Origin of the sequence: Anaeromyxobacter paludicola, assembly GCF_023169965.1 — a bacterium.
In the GTDB taxonomy this organism is placed as follows: Bacteria; Myxococcota; Myxococcia; order Myxococcales; family Anaeromyxobacteraceae; genus Anaeromyxobacter_B; species Anaeromyxobacter_B paludicola.
The window spans coordinates 3,834,196-3,849,644 of the sequence record NZ_AP025592.1 but is presented as its reverse complement, the minus strand read 5'-3'; the positions used below and the strand labels follow the sequence as shown (position 1 = coordinate 3,849,644).

Here is a 15,449-nt window from a genome sequence, read left to right as displayed (position 1 = left end):
GCCGGCCCGCGGGCCTTGTCAGGGCCGCAGGAACCGCTCCAGCATGAGGTAGCTCCGCTCGAGCTCGGCGAGGTCGAGCCACTCGCCCGCCTGGTGCGCCTGGGCGGTGGCGCCCGGGCCGAGGTTCGCCGCCGGGACGCCCGCCTGCGCGAGCCGGGCCACGTCGGTCCAGGCCTGCTTCGCCTCGAGCCGGGCGCCGCTCCGCTCGCGCAGCCGCCGCACCAGCGGGTGATCCGCGTAGGAGGGGCAGGACGGGGATCGATCGGTGATGGTCGCCTCGGCGCCGACGCGCCGCGCGAGCTCCTCGACCTCGGCCGCGGCCGAGTCGAGCGAGCGGCCCGGCGCGAAGCGGAAGTTGAGGTTCGCCGTGCACTGGTCGGGCACGACGTTGCGCGCCCGGCCGCCCTCGATGCGGGTGACGCTCATGACCTCGCGGTACTCGAGGCCGCCGTCGTGGACCGCGTGGAACGGGAGCCGGTGCAGGAGCCGGAGCAGCTCGCCCGCCTTGTGGACCGCGTTCTCGCCCTGCCAGGGCCGGGCCGAGTGGGCCGAGCGCCCGGTGAACCGGAGCGTGGCGTGCATCGAGCCGACGCAGCCGAGCTGCAGCGCGTTGTCGGTCGGCTCGAGGCAGAGGGCGAGCGCCGCGCGGGAGACCTCCGGGACCTCGCGCAGCACGTCGCCGAGCTCGTTCTCCTCGAACGGCCCCTCCTCGCGGCTGTAGAGCACGAGGGCGAGGTCGCAGAAGCGCTCCGCGGCCGGGAGCCGCTCGGCGAGCTCCAGCGCCACCGCCACCCCGCCCTTCATGTCGGAGGCGCCGGGCGCGTAGAGCCGCCCGCCCTCGCGGCGAGGGAAGCGCCCCTCGTCCTCGGCGTGGATGGGCACGGTGTCGAGGTGGCCGCAGAGGGCCACGAGCGGCCGGCCGGAGGGCGCGGCGCCGTCGGCGAGGACCACGAGCGAGTTCTTCACCCGCCGCACCTCGGCGAAGCGGCCGCGGACCTGCCGCTCCACCTCGTCGCAGAGGGCCCGCTCCTCGCCGATGGGCGAGCGGACGGCGCACAGCGCCTCGGTCCGGGCGGCGAGCGCCTCGGCCAGGGTCACGGCGCCCCCCGCCCGCCTCGCGCCGCCATCAGACCTGCACCTCGAACTCGCGCAGCGCGTCGTTGAGCGAGACCTTCTTGTCGGTGGACGCGCTGCGCCGGCCGACGATGAGGGCGCACGGGATCTGGTAGGTGCCCGCCGGGTACTCCTTGGCGCGGGTGCCGGGGATCACCACCGACCGGGCCGGGACGCGCTTCTTGTAGATCACCGGCTCCTTGCCGGTGACGTCGATGATGGGCGTGGAGCCGGTGATCACGGTGTTGGCGCCGAGGACGCAGTCCTCCTCGACCAGCGTGCCCTCCACGATGATGCAGCGGCTGCCGATGAAGCAGCCGTCCTCGATGATGTTGGGCCGGGCCCCGGGCGGCTCGAGCACGCCGCCGATCCCGACGCCGCCGGCGAGGTGGCAGTTCTCGCCCACCTGCGCGCAGGAGCCGACGGTGGCCCAGGTGTCCACCATGGTGCCGGTGCCGACCCGGGCGCCGATGTTCACGAAGCCGGGGAGGACCACCGCGCCCGGCGCGACGTACGAGCCGTAGCGGACGATGCCGCCGGGGACGAGCCGCACGCCGGCCTCCTCGAGGCCGTGCTTGAGCGGCACCTTGTCGCGGGTCTCGAACGGCCCGTACTCCTTCGTCTCCATGCCGGCGACGCCGAAGTAGAGGTTGATGGCCTGCATGATCCAGGCGTTCACCTGCCACTCGCCGCCCCGCTTCTCGGCCACGCGGAGGGCGCCCTTGTCGAGCGCCTCCACCACCGCGAGCACCGCCTCGCGCGCGGCCGGCAGCCTCGCCCGGTCGGCGAAGGCGGCGGTGACGAGCTCCTCGTGCTGCTTCCAGTCGTTCATGGCTTCACCTTGGACCAGGCCGCGATGGCCTCGTCGCACTCGGACAGCGTGGGGACCAGCGAGACGCGCACGTAGCCCTCCCCGGCGCCGAAGGCGGTGCCGGGGGAGACCACGATACCCTCCTCGAGGAGGCGCAGCGCGTAGGACTCGGAGCCGTGGCCCGGGGGGACCCGCACCCAGAGGTAGAGGGTGGCGTCGGAGCCCTCGCAGGAGAGCCCGTGGCGCGCGAAGAAGGAGAGGAAGAGGTCGCGCTTACGGCGGAAGATCTCGCGCCGCTCGGCCGGGTGGGCGTCGTCGCCCCAGGCGGCGGTGGCGGCCGCGTTCACGAAGTCGGGCGAGGCGGCGCCGATGTGCGGCCGGGTCCGCTTGAGCAGGGCCACCAGGTCGGGGTCGCCGGCGACGAAGCCGCTGCGGTACCCGGTCATGCCGCTCCGCTTCGAGCAGGAGTGGATGGCGAGGACGTTCTCCACCTGCACCTCGAGCATCGAGAGCGGCTTCTCGCCGAAGTAGACGTCGGCGTAGCACTCGTCGGAGAGGACGATGAAGCCGTACCGCAGCGCCGCCCGCGCCACGCGCTCGAGGTAGTCGCGGGGCGCCACCGCGCCGGTCGGGTTGTGCGGGTAGCTCACCCAGAAGAAGAGGGTGTCGCGCAGCACCTCCTCGCCCACGTCCTCCGGCTCGAGCAGGAAGCGCCGCGCCGCGGTGAGCGGGTGCTTCACCGGCTCGAGCCCCGCGAAGCGCGCGCCGGCCTCGTAGGTGGGGTAGCCGGGGTCGGGCAGCACCACCTTGCGCCGCCCGCCGGGGGCCGCGAAGGCGAGCGGGAGGTGGAAGATGGTCTCCTTGGCGCCGGTCGCCGGGACGATCTGCCGGTCCGGGTCGAGCTTCACGCCGAAGCGGCGATCGAGGTAGCCGGCCACCGCCGCGCGCAGGGCCGGGGTGCCGGCGGCGCTCGGGTACTGGGAGCTCTCCGGCACCGCGGCGCGGAGCGCCTCGCGGATGAAGGGGGGGGTCGGCTCGCGGGGGTCGCCGAGGCCGAAGTCGAAGAGCCGCTTGCCCGCCCGGGCGAGCGCGCGCTTCTTCTCTTCCGTCTGGACCATCAGGTTCGTGGCCAGGGCGTCGAGGACCGGGTTCTTCGGGGGATTCTTCACGGGTGGCGGAGGCTCCAACTTCGTCGTCGGCGGGGGTAAAAGGCATTATAAGCGGGTCACCGAGGAGATCGAATGGCACTCCACTACGACGTCGTCGTCATCGGCAGCGGCCCGGCAGGCGAGCGCGGCGCCACCCAGGCCGCGTTCTTCGGCAAGAAGGTCGCGCTCGTGGAGAAGGAGGCCGTGCCCGGCGGCGCCTGCGCCAACACCGGCACCATCCCCTCCAAGGCCCTGCGCGAGACCGCCCTCGCCATCCAGCAGGCCCGCAGCCGCGACGCGCACGGCATCGAGCTGCACGTGTCCGGGGCCGTCACCATCCCCGAGCTGATGGGCCGCCGGGGCCTCGTCACCGCCCGCGAGCACTCGCGCATCCGGAACCACCTCAACGACTTCGGCGTGGAGACCTTCCGCGGGACGGCCAGCTTCGTCGATCCGCACCGGCTGCAGGTCACCATCCCCGACGGCTCCTCCCAGACCCTCACCGCCGACACCATCCTCGTCGCCACCGGCACGCGCCCCTTCCACCCGTCGAACGTCGCCTTCGACCACGCGCGCATCTACGACTCCGACTCGATCCTGATGATGAGCGCGGTGCCGCGCTCGCTCGCCATCCTGGGCGGCGGCGTGGCCGGGTGCGAGTACGCCTCCATCTTCGCCGCCCTGGGCGTCCACGTGACGCTGGTGGACAGCAAGAGCCGGCTGCTCACCTTCCTCGACGCCGAGGTCTCGCGCGCCCTGCAGGACCTGCTCGCCATGGCGGGCGTGGAGCTGCACCAGGAGAGCCGGGCGACGAAGCTCGAGCCGGGCGACCGGGACGTGCTCATCACCCTCGACGACGGCTCGCGGCTGGTCTGCGAGAAGGTGCTCGTCGCCTCGGGCCGCATCGGCAACGTGGAGTCGCTGAACCTCGAGGCGGCCGGGCTGCAGGCGAGCGAGCGCGGCCTGCTCAAGGTGAACGAGAACTACCAGACCACCGTCCCGCACATCTACGCGGCGGGCGACGTGGTCGGGTTCCCGGGGCTCGCGGCCACCGCCATGGAGCAGGCGCGCGTCGCCATGACCCACGCCGCCGGCCACTCCTACAAGCAGAAGCTCACCGACCTGCTCCCGGTCGGCATCTACACCATCCCCGAGGTGAGCTCGGTCGGCGAGACCGAGGAGACGCTCCAGGCGAAGGGGATCCCCTACGTCGTCGGGCACGCGCGGCTGGTGGACAACGCCCGCGCCAACCTCATCGGCGAGGCGGTCGGGTTCCTGAAGCTCATCGCGTCGCCGACGGACCAGGCGCTGCTCGGGGTGCACTGCATCGGCCCGAACGCGTCGGAGCTGGTGCACCTCGGCACCGCCGTCATCGCGCTCGGCGGGGACCTGCACTACTTCATCCACGCCGTCTTCAACTACCCGACGCTCGGCGAGGCCTACAAGTACGCGGCCTACGACGCGCTCGACAAGATCAAGAGCTGGCGCCCCGCCAGCGCCGAGGGGACCGCGGCGGCGAAGCCGCGGGCGGTGGAGAAGGCGGGGTAGCGCCGCCGGGCTTGGCGGGTCTCACCCCCTCCCTCGCCCTCCCCCGCTCCGCGGGAGGGGGGATGCCTCGGGTCACGCGGGGCGCAGCGTCTCCAGCCCGCCGCGGATGAGTGTTCGGCGGCTCGCCAGGCCCTGCGGGGAACGAAGCGCCGCGCGGCACACCCTCCCCGCCGGGCGGGCAGGGATGGGGAGGGGCGATCCGCGGTGCCGCGGCCCCTCAGCCCAGCCGCGAGCGGGCCTGGGCCAGCGCCTGGTGCACCTGCTCGAGCGCCTTCTTGGTCTCGGCGAGCTCGTCGCGCTCGCGGCGGATCTGCGCCGACTCGCGGGAGAGGTCGTCCCGCTCGCGCGTGACCTGGGCCAGCGCGGCGCGCAGCCGCGCGCCGTCGGAGGCGCGCTGGTCGAGGTCGTCGGAGAGCCGCTCCAGCTCGGCGCGCGCCTCCTCGCCCCGCTTCTCCAGCTCCTCCACCCGGGTGCCGAGCGCGTCGAGCAGCGACTGCCGCTCCTCGTCGATGGCGGCGAGGGCCTGCGCCCGCTCCACCGCCTCGTCGCGCTCGGCCTCGAGCGCGTTCATCTCGGCGAGCAGCTCGGAGAGGACCGCCCGCTTCTCCTCCAGCTGGCGGGTGAGCTCCTCCCCCCGGCCGGCGGCCTCGCGCAGCTCGACGGCGCCGCGCGCCACCTCGCCGCGGGCCTCGTCGAGGTCGGCGCGGAGCGCGGCCTCGGTCTCGCGGGCGCGCGAGAGCTGGGCCTCGAGCTCCTGCACGAGCGAGAGCGCGCTCTCGGCGGCGCGCCCCGGCTCGGCCGGCGCGGCCGGGACCGGGCGCGGGGTGCGCGCGGCGTCGGCCACCCGGCGCTTCACGCGCTCGAGGCGAGCGCGGCGGTCCTCGAGGGAGCCGGGCGGGGGCGGCGGCTGCGGCGCGGCGGCGGCTGCGGGCGGCGCGGGAGCGGCGGCCGGTGCGGCGACCCTGGCCGCGGGCGCCTCGGGCAGCGCGGTGGCGGCGGGCGCCACCACTCCCTGGCCCTCCCCCCCTCCGGCGGGGAGGGGAATCGGCGCGGCGGTCGGCGCCGGCGCTCGCATGACCTCGGGCGCCGGGGCGGCGACTTCGGCCGGCGCGACCTCCGCGGCCGCGGTCGCGAGCAGCTCGGCCGGCGAGGGCTCCGCGAAGCTCACCGGCGGCGCCTCGGCGGGGACCGGCGCGGCCTCCTCCTCCTCGACCGTGGGCATCGGGAGCTCCGGCTCGGGCTGGGCCGGCTCGCTCCCGGCGAGGCTCACCACCGAGCCCACGCCCTTGAGGCGCGGCTTCAGCTTGGGCACGTTGGCGTCGAAGGCCTTTCTCATCTCTTACGCTCCAGCCGCGCCCGCCTGGGCGCCCGTGTTGCCGATCTTCCGCAGGACCTCGTCGAGCATCGCCTCGATGTCGGCCGCGCCCTTCGAGTCGGGGTCGTAGCCGAAGATCGGGCAGCCCTCGCTCGACGCCTGGGCGAACTTGGTGCACTGCCGGATCACGCTGCCGAGCAGGTACTCGGGGTAGTGCTCCTTCAGCGCCGAGAGCGCCTCGCGGGCGATCTTGAAGGTCTGGTTGTAGGCGTTCACCACGATCGAGATGCTCTCGAGCTGGTGCGACAGGTCGGTCTCGAGGTCCTGCAGGGTCTCGAAGAGCAGCCGGAGCCCGTCGTAGGAGAGGAAGTCGGCCAGCACCGGGATGACGAGGTCGGTCGCCGCCATGATGGCGTTGAGGTTCAGGAGCCCGAACGACGGCGGCGCGTCCATGACCACGTAGTCGTACTGGCTCGCGGCCTCCTCGAGCGCCTTGCGCAGCCGGTACTCGCGCCCGGCCATCGGCATGAGCGCGAGGTCGATGGTGCTCATCTTGAGGTTCGACGGGACGAGCGAGAGGTTCGGCATGCCCGTCGCCACCGTCACCTGCGAGAGCGGCGTCTTGCGGACCAGCACGTCGTAGAGCGTGTGCTGGAAGCTGCCGCCCTCCTTGCCGAGGCACTTCGTGGCGTGGCCCTGGCTGTCGAGGTCGATGACCAGCACCCGGTGGCCGCGCTCGGCGAGCCGGAAGGCGTAGCTCGTGGAGAGGCTGGTCTTGCCGGTGCCGCCCTTGAAGTTGAGGAAGAGCTGGTGCCGGACCGGCTGCTTCGGCGGGGCGCGGTGCAGGAGCGCGCGCGCCGCGGCGAGGTCGTCGGGGCTGTAGGCGTCGCTCCGGCCCACGGCCTCGAAGAGGGCCTTCTGGGTGATCCCCAGGACCTCGGCGAAGCGCTTGGGCGTGTAGCGGATGTTCTCCATGAATCCTTGGCTCCTAGCTCATGAAGAAGCGCGGGCCGCGGGCCACCAGCGCTCCCTGCGCCACGAGCGCGCGCAGGGCGGCCTCCACCTCGAGGGGCTCGGCGGAGAGGGACGAGGTGATCCCGGCGACGGTCTCGCCGCGCAGGCTGGCGCGCACCTCCCCGAGCACCGCGGTCATGAGGGCCCGGGCGGCGGGAGAGGCGGCGTGGACGGGGGCGCGGCGGGGGGCGGGGGCGGCTTCGCGGGCGGCAGGCGCCACCCCTCCCCGGCCCTCCCCCCCTCCGGCGGGGAGGGTGGGCTGCGCGGGGCGCGGGGGCGCCGCGGAAGCGGAAGCCACTGAAGTGGAAGCCGCGGGGGCCGAAACGAGGCTCTCCCTCTCCCCGCGCGCGGGGGGAGGGGTCGAGGCGGGCCTCACCGGGGCGCGGGCGGTCCGCATCACCGCGCCCCGGAGCGCCTCGCCGGTCATCCCGGCCAGCTTCTCCGAGATGCGCCGGGCGGCCCGGCGGCGGTCGGCCTCGGTGCCGGTGACGTCCACCACCTCGCCGGCCCAGCGCGCCACGGCGCGGGCGGCGGCGGCGCGGACCGTCGGGTCCCGGTGGTCCACGGCGCGGGCCAGCGCGCCCTGCGCGCGGGCGCTGGGCCGGCCGGAGAGGGCCGACACCGCGGCGCGCGCCACGCCGGCGTCCTGGTCGAGGAGCGCCGAGGCGAGGGCGTCGTCCGCGCCGGGCCCGGGCACGAACCCGAGCAGGAGCGCGGCCCGGCGGCGCACGAGCGGGCTCGGGTCGCCGAGCGCGCCGGCGAGGTGCGGCTCCGCCCGGCCCTTCGCGAGCGCGTTCACCGCCTCGAGGGCGGCGGCGCGGACGGCGGGCCGGTGGTCCTGGAGCTCGCGCGCGGCGAGGTCCACCGCCTCGTCGCCGGCGAGGGCGGCGATGGAGCCGAGGAGCGCGATCTTGACGCCCTCGTCCCGCTCGCGCCCGAGCGCGGCGGCCACGAGCGGCGCGGCGGCCCTGGACGCGAGCGCCTTGAGGCAGTCGGCGGCCCGGCGGCGCGCCCCGGCGTCGGCCGAGGCGAGGTCGTCCATCGAGGCCTCGTAGAGGGCGCGGTCGGCGCGGGTCGGCAGCGTGCTCTCGAGGGTGCGGGCCTCCGCGGCCGAGACCGCGGTGCGCCCCTCCTCCTCGAAGCGGGCCGCGACCTGCTCGAGCGGCGCCGGCGCGGCGCGGAGCGAGGCGAGCGGCGCGGCCCCGCCGTCGTCGAGCGCGATCCCGGCGGAGAGCGCCGCCTGCTTCCAGCGCTCGAGCCGCACGTTCTCGGCCCGCAGCTCGGCGATGAAGCCGGCCAGCTCGGCGCCGCCCTCGCCGTCGTCCCCCTCGGCCCCCGGCGCGCCCTGCACCCGCGCCTGCTCGATGAGCCCGGAGAGGAACCGGGCGCGCTCGCCCTCGAGCAGGCGCACCCGCTCGAGGAGCTCGGCGTTCTTGGACTGGGCGTCGGCGAGCTGGGCGCGCGCCTCGGCGGCCGCCCGCGAGAGCTCCACCTCGCGCTGCCGCGATCGGGTCGCCTCGCCCTGGGCGCGCGCCGCCAGGCTGCGCGCCGTCTCCAGCTCCGCCTTGAGCTGCTCCACGCGGCACTCGAAGAAGACGATCTTCTCGAGCGTGCTGCGCAGCAGCTCCTCCGGATTGCCGCTCACCCGCCCTCCTTCGCCCGCCACGGCCTGCCTTCCACCTGCCCCCGGTTGCCGGGATCATTCCGTGATCCCGAGATCTTGCGTGGGGCCGAGCATAGAAGAGCGGGATCCGAAAGGCAATCGCGGCGGCCGCCCCGTTTCGTGCTACAGGCGGAACATGTCGCCGAAGCCCCTCGTCCCCTACGTCCCGCCCGACCGCGTCCTGCGCGACTTCACCTTCCGGGCGGTGGCGCTCGGGGTGCTGCTCTCGATCGTCTTCGGGATGGTGAACGCCTACGTGGGGCTCCGCATCGGGCTCACCGTCTCGGCCTCCATCCCGAGCGCGGTGCTCTCGATGGCGGTGCTCCGCGGGATCTTCAAGAACGGCACCATCCTCGAGAACAACGTCACCCACGCCGTCGGCTCGACCGGCGAGTCGGTGGCGGCGGGCGTGATCTTCACCCTGCCGGCGCTGCTCTTCCTCGGCGTCCGGCTCTCGCCGTTCCAGATCTTCCTGCTCGGCGCGGTGGCGGGGCTCCTCGGCCTGCTCATGATGATCCCGCTCCGCCGCGGGCTCATGGTGGAGGAGCACGGCACCCTCCCCTTCCCCGAGGGCACCGCCTGCGCCAAGGTCCTCATCGCCGGCGACAAGGGCGGCACCACCGCGCGCCCGGTCATCCTCGGCGGGCTCGTCGGCATCGGCTACAAGCTCGCCACCGGCGCCTTCTCGCTCTGGAAGGACTCGGTCACCTGGACCTTCGCCGCGCTCCACAAGGCGACCATCGGGTTCGACCTCTCGCCGCTCATGCTCGGCGTCGGCTACCTCATCGGCCCGCGGGTGGCGGGCGAGATGCTGGCCGGGGGCGTGCTCGGGTTCTGCGTCCTCATCCCCTTCTTCGACGCCGCCGCCGGGACCGGCCTCGGCGCCGCGCTCGGGGTCGCGCCGGAGGCGGCCGGCTGGAGCGCCCTGGGCGGCGAGCACAGCCTCTGGAGCGAGTACGTGCGCTACGTCGGCGCGGGCGGCGTCGCCTTCGGCGGCATGGTCTCGCTCCTGCGCGCGCTCCCCACCATCGGCTCCTCCTTCCGCGGCGGGCTCGCGGCCATCGGCGCGGGCGGCGACGGCGCGAAGCGGGCGGGCGGCGCGGGCGGGCTCGGCCTGGTCCGGCCGGCGCTCCTCGCCCTCGGGCTCTTCGCGGTCCTCTCGGCGGGGCTCCGCGCCGTCCCGGCGCTCGCCATCGGCGGCGTGCCGGTCTGGGAGAAGCTCGGCGCCGGGGACGCCGCGCTCATGGCGGGCATCGTCGCCGCGATCGCCTTCGCGGCCACCTGGAGCCTCTCCTGGCTCTCGCGGTCGTCGCTCCCCCGCAACGACCGCGACCTCCCCATCCCGGTGGTGCTCGGGGGCGCGCTGCTCCTCTCGCTCGGGCTCTGGCTCGTCCCGCAGCTCGGGCTCGACCTCCTCGGCACCGTGGTCGCGGTGGTGTTCAGCTTCTTCTTCGTGGTGGTCTCGGCCCGCATGGTCGGGCTCATCGGCACCACCTCGCAGCCGATGAGCGGCATGGTGATCACCGCCCTCCTCGCCACCACGGTGCTCTTCAAGGTCCTCGGCCGGACCGGGCCGGAGACCATGACCATGGTCATCCTGGTCGGCGCGGTGGTGTCGATCACCATCTCGATGTCGGGCGATCTCGCGCAGGACCTCAAGACCGGCGCCCTCATCGGCACCGCGCCGGCCCACCTCCAGGTCGGGCAGATGATCGGCACGGTGGCCGCGGCGCTGCGGGCGGGGTCGGTGCTCCTGCTCCTCGACGCCGCCTACGGGCTCGGCTCGAAGCTCCTGCCGGCGCCGCAGGCGCGGCTGATGGCCACCATCGTCCGCGGCGTCATGGAGGGGCGGCTGCCGTGGCGGCTCATGCTGCTCGGCGTGGCCATCTGCGTGGTGGCCTGGGCGGTCTTCAAGGTCTCGCCGCTCACCTTCGCCATCGGGCTCTACCTGCCCATCACCACCAGCGCGCCGCTCGTCTTCGGCGGGCTGGTCTCGCTGCTCCTCGCCCGGCGGGTGAAGGACCCGGCGCGGCACGCCGAGGCCGACGAGCGGGCCACGCTCGCGGCGAGCGGCATGATCGCGGGCGACGCGCTCACCGGGATCGCCATCGCGGCGCTCACGGTCACCGGGCTCTCCGACAAGCTCGCGCTCCGCGCGCTCGGGGAAGGTCCGCTCGAGGACCTCGTCGCGGTGGCGCCGTTCGCGGTCGCCGCCTTCTACCTGTACCGGGCGGCGCGAGGGCGGCGGGCAGGGGCGCAGGCGGCCGCGGAGGGGTGAGCGCAGCCGCGCTGGGCGGCGCGCCCCCGGCGCTCGCGGCCCCCAGCCCTCTCCGCCCGAGCGGGGAGGGAGGGCTTCCTGGCCCGCCACGGCTCCGCTCAGGAGTCGTAGCCCGGGCCTTCGCTCGGCTTCCCCGGCGCCTCCAGCTCGCGGTTGCCCGAGGCCGACCGCTCGGCCGCCTCGCCCTCCTCGCGGAAGGTGCCGGCGGTCCCGGGCGCGGGCGGCTGGTGGGCGCGCTCCCACTCCTGCTCCTCGTCGGTGGGCTGCACGGTGCCGTGCGCGGTGCGCACCGGGTCGGTGGGCAAGGGCAGGTCGGCGCCCGGCTGGGCGAGCACGTCGCTCAGCTCGTGGTCGCCCCTGCCGCCGGCGGCGCCCGGCTCTCCGGTCTTCTTGGCCATGGTGGTGCCTCCTCCCGGGAAGCTAGCCACCCCTAATCGTGGACGCCGGTCCCCGGGGGCTCGTGCAGGCTCTGGCCCCGCGAGGCGACGTACCGGCGCTCCTCCTCCCAGGTGAGCGGCAGCTCGAGCGTCTCCGGGAGCACGGGCTCGCGGGGGAACTCGTCCTTGGGGCCGAGCACGACGGTGGTGGGGTGCGCGGTCCCGGGGACCACGGACTCGAGCGGCCCGACCACCGGCGGCGGCTCCGAGCCGCGCCAGGTGTCGGGGATCTGGCCGGCGGCGAGCTGGAAGAGCGCCCGCTCGCTGCGGGCGAGGACCACCGTGCCGTCCCGGAGCGCGTGGACCTCCCGCCACGGCGCGACGCCGCCTTGCTTGAAGAGCAGCCCCTTCTCGTACTCGAGCCCCCACTCGTCCAGGCGGCTCACCCGGCCGAGCAGGCGGCCGTCGAGGTCGCGCACGGGCATCCCGCGCTGCACGGAGCTGGTCGCCATGAGCGCAAGGTAGGGACGCCCGCGCGCGGCGCCGCCGGCCGCGGCCGGTGGCGGCGCCCCGCTAGAGCCGGTCGAGGTCGTCCTTGCCGATGCCCGGGACCCACGGCAGGAGCTCGTACTGGGCGATCCCCTGCTGCCAGAAGGGGTCGCCGTCCCGCACCGCGTCGAGCGCCGCGAGCGGGGCCTCGTCCGGCACCCGGAGCAGCAGGGCGCCGCCGTTGCGCGGGTCGAGCGGCCCGGACGCGAGGAGCGTGCCCTGCTCCTTGAGGCCGCGCAGGTAGGCGCGGTGCGCGTCCTGGACCTTCACGACCTCCTCGAGCGGCTTGCGGTAGCGGACGATGGCGATGGCGTACACGGGAGACTCCTGGGGGTGGGAGGTTCAGGCGCCGGCGCCGGGCCAGTCGCGCCGGAGCAGCGCCATGGTGACGAGGTCGTGGTGGCGCCCTTCGTGGAACACGGCCTCGCGCAGGAGCCCTTCCCGCACGAAGCCGACCTTCTCGTAGCACCGGACGCCGGCCAGGTTCTCGGAGAAGACGTGCAGCCAGATGCGGTGGAGCTGCAGCGCCTCGAAGCCGTGGCGCACCACCACCCGCGTCGCGTCGGTCCCGAGCCCGCGGTTCCAGAGCGCCGGGAGGCCGATGAAGATGCCGAACTGCGCCGCGCGCGAGGTCCGGTCGATGGCGTGGAGCCCGGTGACGCCGACGAGGCGCCGCTCGTCGAGCGTCTCGATCCCGAAGACGGCGTCCACGGTGGAGGCGCGGACCCGGAGCACGAACTCCTCCTCGTCCCGCACCGACACCGGGCCGGCGAGGAGCGCGGTGCGGCGGACGCTGGGCTCGTTCACGAACCCGGCGAGCGCCGGCGCGTCGGCGCGCACGAGCGGCCGCAGGCGGACCCGCGCCCCCTCGAGCGGCGCCCCGGTCACGCGGGGCGCTCCGCCGCGGAGGGCGTGCCGCCGGCCACCTCGCCCGGGCGCTTCACCCGCACCGCGCGCAGCTTGGTGACCCGGCGCGGGTCGGCCTCCGCCACCGTGAAGAGCCAGCCGCGCCAGAAGAAGCGATCGCCCGCGGCGGGGATGGCGCCGGCGAGCGCGTTGAGGAAGCCGGCCACCGTCTCGTAGTCCTGGTCCTCCGGCAGCTCCGCCTGCGCCGAGCGGTTGAACTCGGAGACCGGCGTCTCGCCGAGCACGGTGTAGCTGCCGTCGGGGTGGGTCTCGACGTGCCGGCCCTGCTCGACCGAGAACTCGTCGTCGATCTCGCCGACGATCTCCTCGAGCACGTCCTCGATGGTGCAGATGCCCATCACGCCGCCGTACTCGTCCACCACCACCACCATGTGCAGGTGGAGCCGCTGCATCTCGCGCAGGAGCTGCTCGACCGGCTTCGACCAGGGGACGAAGTGCGGCGGCCGCACCAGATCGCGCAGCACGATGAGCCCGGGGTTGGCGAGCAGGGGGACGAGGTCGCGGGCGTGCAGGAAGCCGACGATCCGGTCGAGGCTCTCCCGGTAGACCGGCACGCGCGAGTGCCCCTCCTCGGCGAGGAGCCGGATGATCTCGGACACCGGCGTGTCCTCGTCCACCGCCACCACCTCGGTGCGCGGCACCATCACGTCGCGCGCCGTCTTCTCGCGGAACTCGAAGACCGCGTGGATGAGGTCGCTCGTGGTCTGCCCCGAGGCGCCGCCGCGGGCCTCGGCGAGCGCGGCGAGGGCCCGCTCCATCTCCTCGAGCGGCGGCGGGGGCAGCGTGTAGCGGCCCGGGCTGCCGGCGAGGGGGCGCACCAGCCCGGAGAGCAGCCGCCCGACGGGGCCGAGCGCCAGCCGCACGGCGGCGACGGCGGGCGCGAGGGCGAGCGCGGTGGGCTCGCCGTGGTGCGAGCCGAGCGCGCGGGCGCCGGCGGAGAGGGCGACGGAGAGCAGCGTGGCGGCGGCGACGAGGAGCGCGACGCCGGCGGCGCGGGCGCCGGGGAGGAGCTCCGCCCCGGCGAAGGCCGCGAGCGCGCCGGCCGCGAGCGAGCAGCCGGTGCCCACGAGGCGCACCGCGGCCAGCGTCGGCTCGGGGTCGGCGAGGAGCGGCAGGAGGCGCCGCGCCCGGGAGCTGGCGCCGGCCGCCGCCGCCAGCTCCTGCGCGCGCGGCAGGCCGACCGCGACCATGGCCGCCTCGAAGCCGGCGAGGAGGGAGCGGAGCGCGAGCAGCGCGCCGGCCGCGGCGACGGGCCACAGCACCTCCGGTGCGAGGTCCGCATTCACGAACCGGACCATAACACCGAACGGGCTTTGCGGCCCGGTGCCGAACGTGTTAGCTCCGCGCCGTGACCCCCGACCAGCGCCGCCGCACGGCGGCTTTCATGATCGGCCTCGCCATCTTCTCGGGCGTCGCCTCGGCCGCCGTCCACCTCACCGCCTTCCCGGCGGGCCTCGCCGCGACGCTCTGCTTCTCCGCGGTCATCGCGGCGGCGCTCCTCATCAGCTGGGGCGCCGAGGCGGCCCAGTTCTTCATGTCCCAGGGGCTCGCGGTGGCGCTCATCGCGCTCTTGCAGGTGGTCCCGGAGTTCATGGTGGAGGCGGTCATCGCCTGGCAGGCGGGCAAGACGGGCCAGCTCGACCTCGTCTTCGCGAACGCCTCGGGCTCGAACCGGCTCCTCACCGGCTTCGGCTGGCCGCTCATCTTCTTCGTCACCGACTTCTACCACCGGCGCAAGCACGGCCGCCCGCTCGAGGCCCTCACGCTCCGCGGCGAGCACGTGGTGGAGGTGCTGGCGCTCCTGCTCGCGTCCTCCTGGTACCTGGTGCTCATCTGGAAGGGCACCCTCTCGCTGCTCGACTCGGCGGTGCTGGGCGGCGGCTTCGCGCTCTACCTCTGGACCCTCAACCGGCTCCCCTGCGAGGACGAGGAGGACATGGAGGACCTCATCCCGCCGCCCCGCCTGCTCGCCGAGACCGGCGCGAGCCGCGGCGGCCGCCTCGTCATCTACGGGCTGTTCCTCCTCGGCGGCGGCGTGATGTGGGCGGTGGCCGAGCCGTTCCTCGGCGCCATGAAGGACGTGGCCGTGGCGGTCGGCGTGTCCGAGTTCGCCTTCGTGCAGTGGGTGGCGCCGTTCCTCACCGAGTTCCCGGAGAAGGTGACCGCGGTCTACTGGTCGCGCACCGTCCGGCTCGCCCCGATGGCGCTCCTCAACATGGTCTCGTCCACGGTGAACCAGTTCACCGCGCTCGTGGCGATGATCCCGATCGCCTTCGCCGTCTCGGCCGGGCACGCGCAGGCCATCCCCATGGACCCGCTGCACAAGACCGAGGTCTTCCTCTCCTTCGCCACCACGGCCTACGGCGTCGCCTGCCTGCTCAAGATGCGGTTCACGCGCGTGAACGCCTACGTGATGCTGGGGCTGTTCCTGCTCCAGTTCTTCTACAAGGGGCCGGTGGACCTCTTCCCGCACACGGACGGCTTCAGCGGGACCGCGGTCTCGGCGCACACGCTCATCGCCTGGGCCTACCTCGTGGCGGCGGCGGCCGAGGTCGTCACCCACCGCCGCGAGATCCGGGTGCCGGCGCTCCTGCGCGGGGCGCTCGAGTCGATGCGGTAGGGCAGGCCCGGGCTGCCGGCGCCGCCGGGGCAGGCGGCCGGGCGTCGCGTCGGCGCCGTCGAGGCTGACGGAGCGGCCGTTTCTGC

14 protein-coding genes are annotated in these 15,449 nt (G+C 74.8%); 3 read left to right on the top strand and 11 right to left on the bottom strand.

Annotated elements, in window-relative coordinates; translation table 11 throughout:
* Positions 1-18: 18 nt before the first annotated feature.
* Genes dapE through dapC form a run of 3 tightly spaced genes read right to left on the bottom strand, consistent with a single transcriptional unit; the run spans position 19 to position 3,093 of the window.
* Positions 19-1,098, bottom strand: coding sequence for a succinyl-diaminopimelate desuccinylase (gene dapE, locus AMPC_RS17205; RefSeq protein WP_248342658.1), 1,080 nt, complete (start codon positions 1,096-1,098; stop codon positions 19-21).
* A gap of 28 nt (positions 1,099-1,126) precedes the next feature.
* A complete protein-coding gene (locus tag AMPC_RS17200; protein ID WP_248342657.1) occupies positions 1,127-1,945 on the bottom strand; it encodes a 2,3,4,5-tetrahydropyridine-2,6-dicarboxylate N-succinyltransferase in 819 nt (272 codons plus the stop codon).
* Positions 1,942-3,093, bottom strand: coding sequence for a succinyldiaminopimelate transaminase (dapC, locus tag AMPC_RS17195; protein ID WP_248342656.1), 1,152 nt, complete (start codon positions 3,091-3,093; stop codon positions 1,942-1,944). The genes AMPC_RS17200 and dapC overlap by 4 nt, the downstream gene beginning before the upstream one ends.
* Positions 3,094-3,165: 72 nt before the next feature.
* Here dapC and sthA point away from each other — a divergent pair, with 72 nt between their 5' ends.
* Positions 3,166-4,620, top strand: coding sequence for a Si-specific NAD(P)(+) transhydrogenase (gene sthA / locus AMPC_RS17190; protein WP_248342655.1), 1,455 nt, complete (start codon positions 3,166-3,168; stop codon positions 4,618-4,620).
* A gap of 217 nt (positions 4,621-4,837) precedes the next feature.
* On the opposite strand, the gene AMPC_RS17185 is transcribed toward sthA, so the two are convergent.
* The 3 genes from AMPC_RS17185 to AMPC_RS17175 are packed head-to-tail and all read right to left on the bottom strand — an operon-like array spanning position 4,838 to position 8,594.
* The gene (locus AMPC_RS17185; protein WP_248342653.1) at positions 4,838-5,956 is read right to left on the bottom strand and encodes a hypothetical protein; all 1,119 of its coding nucleotides are present in this window, start codon (positions 5,954-5,956) and stop codon (positions 4,838-4,840) included.
* 3 nt (positions 5,957-5,959) lie between these two features.
* Positions 5,960-6,910 carry a ParA family protein gene (locus AMPC_RS17180; RefSeq protein ID WP_248342649.1) on the bottom strand — a complete coding sequence of 317 codons (951 nt, stop codon included), beginning with the start codon at positions 6,908-6,910 and terminating at the stop codon, positions 5,960-5,962.
* 13 nt (positions 6,911-6,923) lie between these two features.
* On the bottom strand, positions 6,924-8,594 hold the full coding sequence (locus AMPC_RS17175) for a HEAT repeat domain-containing protein (protein ID WP_248342648.1): 1,671 nt from the start codon (positions 8,592-8,594) through the stop codon (positions 6,924-6,926).
* Between the two features lie 154 nt (positions 8,595-8,748).
* On the opposite strand from AMPC_RS17175, the gene AMPC_RS17170 reads away from it, so the two are divergent.
* Complete coding sequence (locus AMPC_RS17170) at positions 8,749-10,890, top strand: OPT family oligopeptide transporter (protein WP_248342647.1); 2,142 nt, start codon at positions 8,749-8,751, stop codon at positions 10,888-10,890.
* Positions 10,891-10,988: 98 nt separating this feature from the next.
* Here the strand turns inward: AMPC_RS17170 and AMPC_RS17165 are convergent, their stop codons facing one another.
* From AMPC_RS17165 to AMPC_RS17145, 5 genes are all read right to left on the bottom strand, one after another.
* Positions 10,989-11,288, bottom strand: coding sequence for a hypothetical protein (locus AMPC_RS17165; protein WP_248342646.1), 300 nt, complete (start codon positions 11,286-11,288; stop codon positions 10,989-10,991).
* A gap of 32 nt (positions 11,289-11,320) precedes the next feature.
* The gene (locus tag AMPC_RS17160) at positions 11,321-11,779 is read right to left on the bottom strand and encodes a hypothetical protein (RefSeq protein ID WP_248342645.1); all 459 of its coding nucleotides are present in this window, start codon (positions 11,777-11,779) and stop codon (positions 11,321-11,323) included.
* A gap of 61 nt (positions 11,780-11,840) precedes the next feature.
* Entirely contained in the window at positions 11,841-12,134 is a 294-nt protein-coding gene (locus AMPC_RS17155; protein WP_248342644.1) for a YciI family protein, read from the bottom strand.
* A gap of 24 nt (positions 12,135-12,158) precedes the next feature.
* Positions 12,159-12,704, bottom strand: coding sequence for a GNAT family N-acetyltransferase (locus tag AMPC_RS17150; RefSeq protein WP_248342643.1), 546 nt, complete (start codon positions 12,702-12,704; stop codon positions 12,159-12,161).
* Positions 12,701-14,029: a hemolysin family protein gene (locus AMPC_RS17145; protein WP_248342641.1), complete on the bottom strand. Its 1,329-nt coding sequence runs from the start codon at positions 14,027-14,029 to the stop codon at positions 12,701-12,703. The genes AMPC_RS17150 and AMPC_RS17145 overlap by 4 nt, the downstream gene beginning before the upstream one ends.
* A gap of 62 nt (positions 14,030-14,091) precedes the next feature.
* On the opposite strand from AMPC_RS17145, the gene AMPC_RS17140 reads away from it, so the two are divergent.
* Complete coding sequence (locus tag AMPC_RS17140; protein ID WP_248342639.1) at positions 14,092-15,363, top strand: hypothetical protein; 1,272 nt, start codon at positions 14,092-14,094, stop codon at positions 15,361-15,363.
* The last annotated feature ends 86 nt before the right edge of the window (positions 15,364-15,449 follow it).